The following is a 12,993-nucleotide window of genomic DNA, read 5'->3' as shown; positions in this document are numbered from 1 at the left end:
GGCGCGGCAGGCACTGATTTAGTGCAGGTTTGACCACCCTCCCGGCAAATTTTTCGCGATTATAGCCGCAGAATTCCGCCGGAATACCGCCTGAAAGGAAAAAAGCAACGTCTGTGCGAACTACGCACAATTTCGCCGGCGCCACACCTGCCAGCGCTCTTTTCCGGCAAAAACAGGCAGGGAATCGGCGACGGCCTCATCCGCGATGCGTTCGAAAGAAGGCGTGAGCAACGCATCGAGTTCGGCGGAGGAAATGCCGAAGGGCGGGCCTTTGGGCGCGTCGTCGAAAAAGAAGAAGCCTGCAAGCAGGCCGCCCGTCGGAAGTAGCGCCGCCCAGCGGTCGACGATGGCCTGGCGCATGCGCGGCGGCAATGCGCAAAAGAAGGCGCGTTCGTAGATCAGCTCGACCGGTTTCGCGGGGGAGAAAGTGAAGAAGTCGGCCTCGACGACCCGGTTGCCCAGGGGGCCGAGCACTTTCTGCGCGGTCTCAACGGCGGAGGCGGAAAAGTCGATGGCGGTCACGTCCCAGCCAGCCTGCGACAGACAAGCCACTTCGTAGCCGGTCCCGCAGCCGGGAATCAGGGTGACATAAGGGCGGCCGGATTCCGCGACGAACTGCAGCAGCCTTGCCGGCACGCCGCCACGGTCCCAGGGCATGAATCCCTGCTCGAAGCGCTCCGACCAGAAGCCGGGTGCGGTTGGATCGCGGGTTTCAAAGCTGGGCGTGGAGGACATGGATTTACCACCAGTTGACGAGCTTGTACCAGCGCAGCATCACCTGCGCAAGAATGATTCCCCCGGCAAGGCCGAGGCCGAAGAAGACGATGAAGCCGAGCATCCTGTTCGTGCGCCGCTGTTCATCGACCAGTTGCTTCAGCAAATCGGCATTCTGGCGCGGCTCGTGCGCCTGCATGGACAGTGCGTCGTGCAGCAGGCGCGGGATTTCAGGGATGATCTTGTTGTAGTGGGTAGCCTCTTCCTTGAAGCGCGCGATCATGCCGCGCCAGCCGACCTGCTCGTCCATCCAGCGTTCGAGGTAGGGTTTGGCGGTCTTCCACAGGTCGAGGTCGGGGTCGAGCTGGCGTCCGAGGCCTTCGATATTGAGCAGGGTCTTTTGCAGCAGCACCAGTTGCGGCTGCACCTCCACGTTGAAGCGGCGCGAGGTCTGGAACAGGCGCAGCAGCACCTGGCCGAACGAGATGTCGCGCAACGGGCGGTCGAAGATCGGTTCGCAGCAGGCGCGCACTGCCGCTTCCAGCTCATCGACACGCGTCTCTTTCGGTGCCCAGCCGGATTCGATATGCGCTTCGGCGACGCGCTTGTAATCGCGGCGGAAGAAGGCCAGGAAGTTCTGCGACAGGTAATCCTTGTCGTAGTCGGTGAGCGTGCCGACAATGCCGAAGTCGAGGGCGATGTAGCGCCCGAAGGTCGCGGGATCGATGGACACGAGGATATTCCCGGGGTGCATGTCGGCATGGAAGAAGCCGTCGCGGAATACCTGGGTAAAGAAAATCTCGACGCCGTCGCTCGACAGCTTCTTGAGGTCCACACCCGCTTCGACCAGCTTGTCGAGGCGGGAGATGGGAATGCCGTGCATGCGCTCCATGACGATCACGGAGGTCGAGCAGTAATCCCAGAACATCTCCGGCACGATCAGCAGCTGCGACTGCAGGAAGTTGCGGCGCAATTGACTTGCGTTGGCAGCTTCGCGCATGAGATCGAGCTCGTCGTGCAGGTATTTGTCGAATTCGCCGACGACTTCCTTCGGCTTCAGCCGACGTCCATCGGCCCACAGGCGCTCGACCCAGCCGGCTGCGATTTTCATCAGCGCGATGTCTTCCTCGATCGAGCGCTTCATGCCCGGGCGCAGCACTTTGACGGCAACTTCGGTGCCGTCCTTCAGCTTGGCAAAATGGACCTGCGCGATCGATGCGGAGGCGACCGGCACGCGGTCGAATTCGGCGAACAGCCGATCGGGATGCTCGCCCAGCGATTTGACGATCTGCTCGATGGCGAGGTCGGTGGGAAAAGGCGGTACGCGATCCTGCAGTTTCGCCAGTTCGTCGGCGATATCCGGCGGCATCAGGTCACGGCGAGTGGACAGCACCTGGCCGAACTTCACGAAGATCGGTCCAAGATCCTCGAGCGCCTGTCGCAGGCGCACCCCGCGCGGCGCGGAAATATCGCGCCAGAAGAAAAGCGCGTCGATCAGCCGGCTGATGCCCGGCCGGTCCAGCGTGGAAATGGCGATATTGTCGAGGCCGTAGCGGATTGCAACACGAGTGATCTTAAAGAGCCGCAGGAACTTGAATAACATTTAGCGGCTTTCCTTCAGTTTTTCGATGCGTTTCGCAAGACGCTCGACATCGTCGCGCAGTCGTGTAACGTCGCTGGAAAAATCGGCCACCGCCTGCGGCCTGACCAGCACGGGATTTTCTTCGAGGAAGTACTCGGCAACGTTCTCGATGATCTTTTGCTGCGTCGTTTTTGCCGCATCGAACGCGTTGCGCGCCGTGCCGACGAGACGTACCGCCGCCGCATCGCCGACCAGCGTCGCAAGATCCTCTTCCGCCTCCCAGCGCAGCGTTTCGCTCAGTTGGGAAATCGTATTGGCGAAATCGGCGTCGCCGTCGATCTTCACGTAAGAAAAGGCGTGTTCGCGGTTCTGCAGGATGAGCGGCAGGTCGGACAGATTGACGCGGATGGTGACGTTCTGCGGCTCGTCCGCAGTAGCGGCCTCGACCATGCCGTCGGCGGCTGCCTTGAGTCGCAACGACATGACGCCGGCATCGAAAAGCGCAACTTTTCCGGCGTGGCGGGCGAGCTTTTCCCGCGCCCAAGGTTCACGGGCGAGCAGATGGTTGATCGCGGCGGAGACAGGTGAAATCATGTTCACAAAATAAAACCGCCCGTGACGGTCCACGGGCGGCTTAAGTTTACCAGTTTGAGGGGGGTGTTTCAGGATAATTGTTGAATGCCGGCAAGCACCCAGCCACCTTGACCTGAAACAGGTTTATTCAGGTTCCAGACCTCGTCGAAGCGCTCGGCCGGTGCGTTTTCCGCCTCCTTGATCATGCCGGAGAACTTCACGCTGGCGTGGTACTGGTCACCGACCTTGTCAAAGGCAAGAAGGCCCGCATCCAATGACACCACGTCGGTGTGGTTGGGCGAAGCACCGCGTTCCTGCAATTGCAGGCGCAGCTCGGCAAACAGCTCCGGCGTCGTGAATTCACGAATGTCGTTGATATCTGCCCTGTCCCACGCCGCCTGCAAACGGATGTAGTAGGTTTTTGCATGACGAAGGAAAGCCGGTACATCGAAATCAGCCGGCACATCGAGCGTGCTCGCACCAGCGGCCAACGGCTCGGCCTGGAACGCCGCGGGCTGCGCCGGCGCATCGAGGCGCGAACCGATTTCCGGCGTGCGCATGACGGGATTGCCGCCGGCATAGGCGGGCTGCGCCCCCTGCGAGCCGCCATTCTTGCCGCGCACCAGGCGGAGGATGAACATCACGGCCAGGGCCAGCAACGCGATCATCAGGATGGTGCTGATGATGCTTGCGAAGGCGCCGCCGATGCCGAAATGGGACAGCAGCGCACCGAGACCCAGACCGAGCAGCGCGCCGCCAAGGATATTGCGCCAAGGGCTGGCCGGTTTCGGCGGCGTTGCCTGCGGTGCCGCTGCCGGCGCAGCAGGACGCGCCTGGCTCGGATTGGCTGCCTGGTTGGGCGACTGCATTGGCGTCTGGCGGCTGATGCCCTGCGACTGGCGGCCGATCGATCCGCCGCCGCCGAGACGCTTGGCTTCCGCTTCGGACACCACCATGGAGGCGGCGCTGACAGCGACCAGCAAGGCAACGAGGAATTTCTTCATGGCACTCTCCTACAGTTTGATCCCGGTGTGCAGCGCGGCCACACCGGCCGTCAGGTTGTAATACTCCACGCGCTCCAGTCCGGCATCCTGCATCATGCGCTTCAGGGTTTCCTGGTCCGGATGCATGCGGATCGATTCGGCGAGGTAGCGGTAGCTTTCGGAATCGTTGGCAACCGCCTTGCCCAGCCACGGCAGGACCGAGAACGAATAGACGTCGTACGGCTTTTGCAGCGGCTCCCATACCTTGGAGAACTCCAGCACGAGAAGTTTCCCGCCGGGCTTCAGCACGCGCTGCATTTCCGCCAGCGCCTGGTCCTTGTGCGTCATGTTGCGCAGGCCGAAGGCGACCGACACGCGATCGAAATAATTGCTCGGGAACGGCAGCTTTTCAGCGTCGCACAGCAGGGTCGGCGTGACCATGCCCTTGTTGAGCAGACGGTCGCGGCCGACGCGCAGCATCGATTCGTTGATGTCCGTGAGCCAGACTTCGCCCGTCGGTCCGGCCTGCTTCGCGAAGGCCTTCGCCAGGTCGCCGGTACCGCCGGCGATGTCGAGCACCTTGAAGCCGGGGCGCACGCCAGCCTGGGCAATGGTGAACGTCTTCCACAGGCGATGCAGGCCGCCCGACATGAGGTCGTTCATCACGTCGTACTTGGAAGCCACGGAATGGAAGACCTGGGCGACCTTTTCGACCTTCTGTTCTTCGGGAATGGTTTCGAAACCGAAATGCGTTGTATTCGTCATGGGAACGGCCTTGTTTGTCCAAGCCGCATTATACAAGTGCAGACAGGACAGTCTGGAAAGTGTTCCCTTGGGACGGGGCGATTTTCTTGCCCCGCATCAACCGGTCAGTGGCCGCAGCCAGACTTGCCCTCGGCAAGCATCGGCGCGTCACGGCCGGTTTCTCGGGTAAATCCGGCCGCCTCAAGACGCTTCAGGTAATCCTCCCAAAGCTGCGGCTGGTTGGCCCCGAGCCAGTACAGGTAATCCCAGGTGTAGATACCTGTGTTGTGCGTGTCGGAAAAGTGCAGCTGGACGGCATAGTTGCCCACTGGCTCGACGGCGGTGATCAGTACATCCCGTTTGCCCGTCTGCAGGACTTCCTGGCCGGCGCCGTGACCCCGCACTTCAGCCGAAGGCGAATAGACGCGCAGGTATTCGAACGGCAGCGAGAAATTCTCGCCGGAGTCGAAACCCATCTCCAGCACGCGGGACTGCTTGTGCACGGTCAGCGCGGTCGGCATCGCATCCGACTTCTTCATTTCGGCCATGTCAGGACTCCGGCAAGGGGTTACAGCAGGGATTGCTCGAAGCGTTCGAGCAGTTTTTCGCGCAAGCGGGGAACGAGCCCGCTCCGCCTGGCAAGCTCCGCCGAAGCGGGCGTACGCTTGACTTCACCCCAGATGGGATTGGGGAAATGCGCGTCGTTCTCGTAACGCGGGATGACGTGCCAATGCACATGGGGCACGACGTTGCCGAGGCTGGCGACGTTGATCTTGTCGGGCTGCATCACTTCGCGCACCGCCTCCTCCACCTGCCAGACGGCGGCGATCAGGATGGCGCGCTCGGCCGTGGACAGGTCGGTCATTTCGCGCTGGTGTGCGTTCCAGATCACGCGGCAAAAGCCAGGATAGCGCTCGTCGTCAACCAGCACGATGCGATAGTTGTCATCCCGGTAGATCACTTCGCCACCGGGATGCATGCACAGTTCGCAGGCGTCTTTTGCCATCGCTTATACCAGTATGCGTTCGATGCCGCCGGCATTGGCCTTGGCCACGTAGTCCGGCATCCAGTTCTCGCCGAGCAGGTGCTTGGCCATTTCGATCACGATGTAGTCGGCCGTCGTACCCGCATCTTCGTTGTAGCGCGACAAGCCCTGGAAGCAGGACGGGCAGGACGTCAGGATCTTCACGTCGCCGTTGAAACCGTCCGCACGCAGCTTGTCCGCGCTCTTGCGCATTTCCTCTTCCTTGCGGAAGCGGATCTGCGTGGAAATGTCCGGACGGCTCACGCCGAGGGTGCCGGATTCGCCACAGCAGCGTTCGTTCTTCTCGACCTTCTGCCCGTCCGCCATCGTGATCAGCGCATTCACCGTTTTCATCGGGTCCTGCTGCTTCATCGGGCTGTGGCAGGGGTCGTGGTACATGTAGCGCACGCCGCCGACACCTTCGAGCTTGACGCCCTTTTCGAGCAGATATTCGTGGATGTCGATGATCCGGCATCCGGGGAAGATCTTCTCGAATTCATAGCCTTCCAGCTGGTCGTAGCAGGTCCCGCACGACACTACGACCGTCTTGATGTCGAGGTAGTTCAGGGTGTTGGCGACGCGATGGAACAGCACGCGGTTGTCCGTCATCATCTTCTCGGCCTTGTCGTACTGGCCGTTGCCGCGTTGCGGATAACCGCAGCAGAGGTAGCCCGGCGGCAGCACGGTCTGCACGCCGACGTGCCACAGCATCGCCTGCGTTGCCAGGCCGACTTGCGAGAACAGGCGCTCGGAGCCGCAGCCCGGGAAGTAGAACACGGCTTCGGTATCGGCCGTGGTCTTCTGCGGGTCGCGGATGATCGGCACGACCTTGTCGTCCTCGATATCGAGCAGTGCACGCGCGGTCTTCTTCGGCAGGTTGCCCGGCATCTTCTTGTTGATGAAGTGGATCACCTGCTCCTTGACCGGCGGCTTGCCATGGGTCGCCGGCGGCGCCTTGGTCTGCTTCTTCGCAAACTTCTTGAGCACGTCATTGGCCAGGCGCTGCGCCTTGTAGCCGAGTCCGGTCATCGCCGCGCGCGTGGCGTTGATGGTGGACGGGTCGGTTGCGTTCAGGAAGAACATCGCGGCGGCCGTGCCGGGATTGAAGGACTTCTTGTCCATCTTGCGCAGCAGGTTGCGCATGTTCATCGATACGTCGCCGAAGTCGATGTCCACGGGGCACGGCGTCACGCACTTGTGGCAGACCGTGCAGTGATCGGCGACGTCTTCGAATTCTTCCCAGTGCTTGATCGACACGCCGCGGCGGGTCTGCTCTTCGTACAGGAAGGCTTCGACCAGCAGCGAAGTCGCCAGGATCTTGTTGCGCGGCGAGTACAGCAGGTTGGCGCGCGGAACATGCGTTGCGCACACCGGTTTGCACTTGCCGCAGCGCAGGCAGTCCTTGACGCTGTTTGCAATGGCGCCGATGTCGCTCTGCTGCATGATCAGCGACTCGTGGCCCATCAGGCCGAAGGACGGCGTGTAGGCATTGCGCAGGTCGGACGGCATGGCCGGGTCGTTGAGCAGCTTGCCCTTGTTGAAACGGCCTTCCGGGTCGACGCGCAGTTTGTAGTCGCGGAAATCGCGGATCTCGTCTTCGGTGAGGAATTCCAGCTTGGTGATGCCGATGCCGTGCTCGCCGGAGATCACACCGTTCAGCGAACGTGCGAGCGCCATGATGCGCGCCACTGCGGCATGCGCATCCTGCAGCATCTCGTAATGGTCGGAGTTGACCGGCAGGTTGGTGTGCACGTTGCCGTCACCCGCGTGCATGTGCAGCGCTACGAACACGCGGCCGCGCAGCACGCGCTTGTGTATGGCATTGCACTCGTCGAGGATCAGCTTGAATGCGGCGCCGTTGAAAATCTGGCGCAGTTGCGCGCGCACTTCCGCCTTCCAGGACACGCGAATGGTGCGGTCCTGGACGACGTTGAAGACGTTGGCTTCCGGCTGGCGCTGCAGGCGTTCGTCGAGCCAGGTGGTCGAGACGCCCAGCGCAGCGAGCTCGTCCCGCGCCTCGCGCAGCGGCTTGTCGAGGCTGGCCAGCAGGTAGGACCAGCGCGCATGCGTCGCTTCGATCATCTGCGTTGCCTGCGCGACGCGGTCGCCCAGCAGCTCTTCCGGCGGGATGTCGCTGTCGGCATCCTCGCTCTTGCCGAGCGGCAGATGGGGCGATGCAAAGAAGCCGCGCAGTTCGCCGAGGAACTGCAGCTTGTTCTTGATCGACAGTTCGATGTTGATGCGCTCGATGCCGTCGGTGTATTCGCCCATGCGGTCGAGCGGAATCACGACGTCTTCGTTGATCTTGAATGCATTGGTGTGCTTGGCGATCGCGGCGGTACGCGCACGGTCGAGCCAGAATTTCTTGCGTGTTTCCGGGCTGACGGCGACGAAGCCTTCGCCGACGCGCGTGTTCGCCATGCGCACCACTTCCGACGCAGCGCGTGCAACCGCTTCCTCGTCGTCGCCGACGATGTCGCCGAACAGCGCCATCTTCGGCAATACGCCGCGCTTGGATTTGGTCGCGTAGCCGACCGCGCGCAGGTAACGCTCATCGAGGTGCTCGAGGCCGGCGAGAATCGCCCCGCCCTTCTTCGCCTCGGCATCGAGGTAATCCTTGATCTCAACGATCGACGGGATCGCATCGCGCGCCTGGCCGAAGAATTCGAGGCAAACGGTGCGCGCAAACTTCGGCATCCGATGCAGGATCCAGCGCGCCGAGGTGATGAGACCGTCGCAGCCTTCCTTCTGGATGCCGGGCAGGCCGGCGAGGAACTTGTCCGTCACGTCCTTGCCCAGGCCCTCCTTGCGGAAGCGGCGGCCTTCGATCTCGAGATATTCCGTCTTGAACGGCTTGTTGCTCTTGCCCTTGTCGGCAGGATGCGTCCATTCCAGCTTGAACTTCGCCACCGGCGCGTCATGGATCTTGCCGAGGTTGTGGCCGATGCGGGTGACTTCCAGCCAGTCGCCGTTCGGGTCGACCATGCGCCAGCTCGCCAGGTTGTCGAGGGCGGTGCCCCAGAGAACGGCTTTCTTGCCGCCGGCGTTCATCGCGATGTTGCCGCCGATGCAGGACGCTTCCGCGGAGGTCGGGTCAACGGCGAATACGAAGCCTGCCTTGTCGGCGGCGTCGGACACGCGCTTGGTCACCACGCCGGCGCCGGTGTAGATCGTCGCGTACTGACGATCCACTTCCGGAAGCGTCGTCATTTCGACCGGGCCGAGCTGTTCGAGCTTTTCGGTATTGATGACGGCCGACAGCGGCGTCAGCGGAACTGCGCCGCCGGTGTAGCCGGTGCCGCCTCCGCGCGGGATGATGGTCAGGCCGAGCGAGATGCAAGCCTTGACCAGGCCGGCCATTTCGTCCTCGGTATCCGGCGTCAGCACAACGAACGGATACTCGACGCGCCAGTCGGTCGCATCGGTGACGTGGGAGACGCGTGACAGGCCGTCGAACTTGATGTTGTCCTTGGCAGTGTAGCGGCTCAGTTCACGGGTTGCGCGCCTGCGCAGGTCATACGTCTTGCGGAATTCCTCGCCGAAATCGGCGACCGCCTTGCGCGCGGCCTTGACCAGGACTTCGACATTGGCACTGCGGCGGCGGGCCTGCGCATCGCCGGCATCGGCCAGGCCGGTGGCCAGGCGACGCTTTTCGACTTCCATCAGGCGGTGGTTGAGCGCGTCGATCAGCGCCTGCCGCCGTTTCGGATTGTCCAGCATGTCATCCTGCAAGTACGGATTGCGCCGCACCACCCAGATGTCGCCGAGCACTTCGTACAGCATGCGCGCGGAGCGTCCCGTCTGGCGTTCGCTGCGCAGTTCGTCCAGGATGCGCCAGGACTCCTCGCCGAGCAGGCGAATCACGATTTCGCGGTCGGAAAAGGAGGTGTAGTTGTACGGAATTTCGCGCAGGCGGGTTGGAACGATGTCGCTGGGCGCGTCGGAAAGAAGTGCGTGGATTTGTGCGGGGGCGTTCATCAGAATGTCAAGACAGACCCTTAAAGGTGCATTTTAGCGTATTGCATTGCACCAGGCGGCAACAGCCTTACTTGGCGTACGGCCTAATTTGAGGATTTGCGGGCAGGATTTCAGGAAAAAGTTTCAATTGCGCAACAATCAGAACAAATTGGCGAGCGCGCGCCAGAAGCCGTCGGGCACATAGAGCAGCAATGTGGTCATCGTCAGGTAACGCAGGAATTTGCCGATTGCCATATACAGGACGCAGGGCCAGAACGGCAGTTTCAGCCAGCCGCCAAGCGTGCAGAGTGGATCACCGACCGCGGGAAGCCAGGCGAGCAGCATCGCTTTCGCCCCGAAGCGCTCAAGCCAGCCGAACCAGCGGGATTGGCGCTCTTTCGCGAACGCCTGCTTGGCCCCGTACCCCATCCAGTAATCGATGATCCCGCCGATGGTATTCCCGAGCGTTCCCACGGCGATGGCCGGCCAGAACAGCGCGGGGTTGGCCTTGACGACGGCGAAAACCGCCGGCTCCGAACCGAGGGGAAGCAAGGTGGCCGACACGACGCTGATGATGAAAACTGAGGACAGCCCGACGTCGGGAATGGCGAGAACAGAAAGTAGCCAGCGAATTGCAGATTCGATCATCGATTGAACAATGGGCGCCCCGTCAAGCTGAGACGGGACATATCAGATATATAAGCAGGAGAAGCCAGGCATGGAAGATTCGCCGGAGGCGTCCATTATAATGGCGGGCTGCGTGCGCATTGGGGAATGCATGCAGCCGACATCGAACCTATGACTACCGACTACCTACAGAAAATCCTGACCGCCCGCGTCTATGACGTCGCGGTCGAAACGCCGCTCGAACTCGCGCCCACGCTGTCCCAGCGCACGGACAATCGCATTTACTTCAAGCGTGAGGACATCCAGAGCGTTTTCAGCTTCAAGATTCGCGGCGCGTACAACAAGATGGCCCACCTGACGCCGGCCCAACTGAAGCGTGGCGTGATTTGCGCTTCGGCCGGCAACCATGCACAGGGTGTCGCACTGTCCGCGACCCGCCTCGGCTGCCGTGCCGTGATCGTCATGCCGACGACGACTCCCCCGGTAAAAATGGAAGCCGTGCGCGCGCGCGGCGGCGAAGTCGTGCTGTTCGGGGACTCCTACACCGATGCATACAACCACGCGCTGACGCTGGAAAAGAAGCTCAAGCTGACCTTCGTCCACCCGTTCGATGACCCGTATGTGATCGCCGGCCAGGGCACGATCGGCATGGAAATCCTCCGCCAGCTATCCGAACCCATCCATGCGATCTTCTGTGCCATCGGCGGCGGGGGCCTGGTTGCGGGCGTGGCCGCCTACGTCAAGGCGGTCCGCCCCGATATCAAGGTCATCGGCGTGCAGACCACGGATTCCGATGCCATGGCACGCAGCCTGAAGGCCGGCCGCCGCGTCACCCTCGGCGATGTCGGCCTGTTCTCCGACGGCACCGCGGTCAAGCTCGCGGGCGAGGAAACCTTCCGTCTGGCCAAGCAGTATGTGGATGAAGTCATCCTGGTCGACACCGACGAGGTGTGCGCCGCCATCAAGGACGTCTTCCAGGACACCCGCAGCATCCTGGAACCGGCGGGCGCGCTGGCTGTCGCCGGGGCGAAGGCTTACGTCGAGCGTTCGAAGGCCGGCAAGAAGCCGATCAGCGGTCAGAACCTGGTGACCGTCACCAGTGGCGCCAACATGAACTTTGACCGTCTGCGCTTCGTGGCCGAAATGGCCGAAGTGGGCGAAGCACGAGAAGCGCTTTTCGCCGTCACCATCCCCGAAGAGCGCGGCAGCTTCAAGCGTTTCTGCGAACTGGTCGGTCCGCGCAACGTTACCGAGTTCAACTACCGCATCAGCGATGCGAAGGTCGCCCACGTCTTTGTCGGCATCCAGATCTCCAAGCGCGACGAATCCGAGAAGATCTCGAAGAACTTCGAAAAGCACGGCTTCAAGACCCTGGACCTGACGCACGACGAACTGGCCAAGCTGCACGTGCGCCATCTCGTCGGCGGCAAGAGCCCGCTCGCGCACGACGAGTTGCTGTACCGATTCGAATTCCCGGAGCGTCCGGGCGCGCTGATGCGCTTCCTCGACAGCATGGCGCCGAACTGGAACATCAGCCTGTTCCATTACCGGAACCAGGGCGGCGACGTGGGCCGCATCCTCGTCGGCCTGCAGGTGCCGAAGAAGGAAATGAAGTCTTTCCGCACCTTCCTGTCCAGCCTCGGCTATCGTCATTGGGACGAAACCGACAATCCGGTCTATAAACTGTTCCTGTAAGAAGCATGCGGCGGCCGAACCGAGGGGGCCGGCCGCTGTCTCATTGACATCACAGCCCTCTCGGACGTTTTTCACGGCTTCATGCCGCGCCGCGTATGACCATCTCCAACCAGCCGGAAGCCTCGCCGCTCGGCAAACCGACCTCCTACCAGGCCGAGTACACGCCCTCCCTGCTCTTCCCGATCCCGCGCGAACAGAAGCGCCTGGAAATTGGCGTTTCGGGAACGCTGCCTTTCTTCGGCGTCGATATCTGGAATGCCTACGAACTGTCCTGGCTGAACCCGCGCGGCAAGCCGCAGGTCGCGATCGCCACGTTTACCGTACCGGCCGATTCGCCGAACATCATCGAATCGAAGTCGTTCAAGCTCTACCTGAATTCCTTCAACCAGACGCGCATCGAATCGCCGGAAGCGCTGGCCGCCATGCTGCGCACTGACCTGTCGAATGGTTTCGGATCGTCTGTGCAGGTCAAGCTCACGACGCCCGATGCGTTTTCAGCGGTGGAAATGGGGGAACTAGAGGGCTTGCTCCTCGACCGCCTTGATATCGAGGTCAGCGAATACAGTCCCAACCCGGCGATCCTCAAGGCAAACCTCGAGGAGGCAATCGTCGAAGAGACGCTGGTGTCCCATCTCCTCAAATCGAATTGCCTCGTCACGGGCCAACCGGACTGGGGAAGCGTGCAGATCCACTACGTCGGGCCGCAAATCGACCAGGAGCACTTGCTGCACTACCTCGTCGGCTTCCGTAACCATAACGAATTCCATGAGCAATGCGTGGAGCGCATCTTCATGGACATCATGCGCCAGTGCAAACCGCAGAAATTGTCGGTATATGCACGGTATACACGCCGCGGAGGTCTTGATATCAACCCATGGCGGACCAACTTTAGTACTGGACAGCGCCCTTCGAACCGGCGCAATGCGCGGCAATAACCGTTGTTTATTTGCCTCGCGAAGGATGATGCTTTGTGCCGGAAAAAACAGTGCCTGCCGGAAACCATTTTTACCAAGGACTGTCTGACGCAATGCGCATGCGGCATGCTGACAAATGTTGAATGATGGGCAACCGTTTCCTGCTTACTATCAATGTAG

General features: G+C 61.6%; 11 protein-coding genes. 2 read left to right on the top strand and 9 right to left on the bottom strand.

Annotated features, from left to right (window positions below; genetic code table 11):
- Positions 1-120 precede the first annotated feature (120 nt).
- From ACNOHI_RS02360 to ACNOHI_RS02320, 9 genes are all read right to left on the bottom strand, one after another.
- On the bottom strand, positions 121-735 hold the full coding sequence (locus ACNOHI_RS02360; RefSeq protein WP_420473021.1) for a methyltransferase domain-containing protein: 615 nt from the start codon (positions 733-735) through the stop codon (positions 121-123).
- A 4-nt stretch (positions 736-739) separates the two neighbouring features.
- A complete protein-coding gene (gene ubiB / locus ACNOHI_RS02355; protein WP_420473020.1) occupies positions 740-2,317 on the bottom strand; it encodes a ubiquinone biosynthesis regulatory protein kinase UbiB in 1,578 nt (525 codons plus the stop codon).
- On the bottom strand, positions 2,318-2,890 hold the full coding sequence (locus ACNOHI_RS02350; protein WP_420473019.1) for a ubiquinone biosynthesis accessory factor UbiJ: 573 nt from the start codon (positions 2,888-2,890) through the stop codon (positions 2,318-2,320). It lies immediately after the preceding gene.
- A gap of 68 nt (positions 2,891-2,958) precedes the next feature.
- Positions 2,959-3,873, bottom strand: a complete 915-nt coding sequence (locus tag ACNOHI_RS02345; protein ID WP_420473018.1) for a Tim44 domain-containing protein — start codon at positions 3,871-3,873, stop codon at positions 2,959-2,961.
- A gap of 9 nt (positions 3,874-3,882) precedes the next feature.
- Positions 3,883-4,617 carry a bifunctional demethylmenaquinone methyltransferase/2-methoxy-6-polyprenyl-1,4-benzoquinol methylase UbiE gene (gene ubiE / locus ACNOHI_RS02340; RefSeq protein ID WP_420473017.1) on the bottom strand — a complete coding sequence of 245 codons (735 nt, stop codon included), beginning with the start codon at positions 4,615-4,617 and terminating at the stop codon, positions 3,883-3,885.
- A 104-nt stretch (positions 4,618-4,721) separates the two neighbouring features.
- Complete coding sequence (locus ACNOHI_RS02335; protein WP_420473016.1) at positions 4,722-5,144, bottom strand: gamma-butyrobetaine hydroxylase-like domain-containing protein; 423 nt, start codon at positions 5,142-5,144, stop codon at positions 4,722-4,724.
- A 20-nt stretch (positions 5,145-5,164) separates the two neighbouring features.
- Positions 5,165-5,602 carry an HIT family protein gene (locus ACNOHI_RS02330; RefSeq protein ID WP_420473015.1) on the bottom strand — a complete coding sequence of 146 codons (438 nt, stop codon included), beginning with the start codon at positions 5,600-5,602 and terminating at the stop codon, positions 5,165-5,167.
- A gap of 3 nt (positions 5,603-5,605) precedes the next feature.
- The gene (locus ACNOHI_RS02325) at positions 5,606-9,598 is read right to left on the bottom strand and encodes a DUF3683 domain-containing protein (RefSeq protein WP_420473014.1); all 3,993 of its coding nucleotides are present in this window, start codon (positions 9,596-9,598) and stop codon (positions 5,606-5,608) included.
- A gap of 138 nt (positions 9,599-9,736) precedes the next feature.
- Complete coding sequence (locus ACNOHI_RS02320; protein ID WP_420473013.1) at positions 9,737-10,225, bottom strand: YqaA family protein; 489 nt, start codon at positions 10,223-10,225, stop codon at positions 9,737-9,739.
- Positions 10,226-10,375: 150 nt separating this feature from the next.
- Between ACNOHI_RS02320 and ilvA the strand changes: the two genes are divergently transcribed.
- Positions 10,376-11,899, top strand: coding sequence for a threonine ammonia-lyase, biosynthetic (ilvA, locus tag ACNOHI_RS02315; protein ID WP_420473012.1), 1,524 nt, complete (start codon positions 10,376-10,378; stop codon positions 11,897-11,899).
- 95 nt (positions 11,900-11,994) lie between these two features.
- Positions 11,995-12,834 carry an NADPH-dependent 7-cyano-7-deazaguanine reductase QueF gene (gene queF, locus ACNOHI_RS02310; protein WP_420473011.1) on the top strand — a complete coding sequence of 280 codons (840 nt, stop codon included), beginning with the start codon at positions 11,995-11,997 and terminating at the stop codon, positions 12,832-12,834.
- Positions 12,835-12,993 lie beyond the last annotated feature (159 nt).

Origin of the sequence: Noviherbaspirillum sp. ST9 (genome assembly GCF_048799745.1) — a bacterium.
Classification (GTDB): Bacteria; Pseudomonadota; Gammaproteobacteria; order Burkholderiales; family Burkholderiaceae_D; genus Noviherbaspirillum.
The sequence above is the reverse complement of the archived record's forward strand: the minus strand, read 5'-3'. Positions and strand labels throughout refer to the sequence as shown.

Excerpts from the sequence above, each read along its gene's own strand:
- ACNOHI_RS02360 (WP_420473021.1), bottom strand. The coding sequence starts at position 735 with ATGTCCTCCACGCCCAGCTTTGAAACCCGCGATCCAACCGCACCCGGC.
- ubiB (WP_420473020.1), bottom strand. The coding sequence starts at position 2,317 with ATGTTATTCAAGTTCCTGCGGCTCTTTAAGATCACTCGTGTTGCAATC.
- ACNOHI_RS02350 (WP_420473019.1), bottom strand. The coding sequence starts at position 2,890 with ATGATTTCACCTGTCTCCGCCGCGATCAACCATCTGCTCGCCCGTGAA.
- ACNOHI_RS02345 (WP_420473018.1), bottom strand. The coding sequence starts at position 3,873 with ATGAAGAAATTCCTCGTTGCCTTGCTGGTCGCTGTCAGCGCCGCCTCC.
- ubiE (WP_420473017.1), bottom strand. The coding sequence starts at position 4,617 with ATGACGAATACAACGCATTTCGGTTTCGAAACCATTCCCGAAGAACAG.
- ACNOHI_RS02335 (WP_420473016.1), bottom strand. The coding sequence starts at position 5,144 with ATGGCCGAAATGAAGAAGTCGGATGCGATGCCGACCGCGCTGACCGTG.
- ACNOHI_RS02330 (WP_420473015.1), bottom strand. The coding sequence starts at position 5,602 with ATGGCAAAAGACGCCTGCGAACTGTGCATGCATCCCGGTGGCGAAGTG.
- ACNOHI_RS02325 (WP_420473014.1), bottom strand. The coding sequence starts at position 9,598 with ATGAACGCCCCCGCACAAATCCACGCACTTCTTTCCGACGCGCCCAGC.
- ACNOHI_RS02320 (WP_420473013.1), bottom strand. The coding sequence starts at position 10,225 with ATGATCGAATCTGCAATTCGCTGGCTACTTTCTGTTCTCGCCATTCCC.
- ilvA (WP_420473012.1), top strand. The coding sequence starts at position 10,376 with ATGACTACCGACTACCTACAGAAAATCCTGACCGCCCGCGTCTATGAC.
- queF (WP_420473011.1), top strand. The coding sequence starts at position 11,995 with ATGACCATCTCCAACCAGCCGGAAGCCTCGCCGCTCGGCAAACCGACC.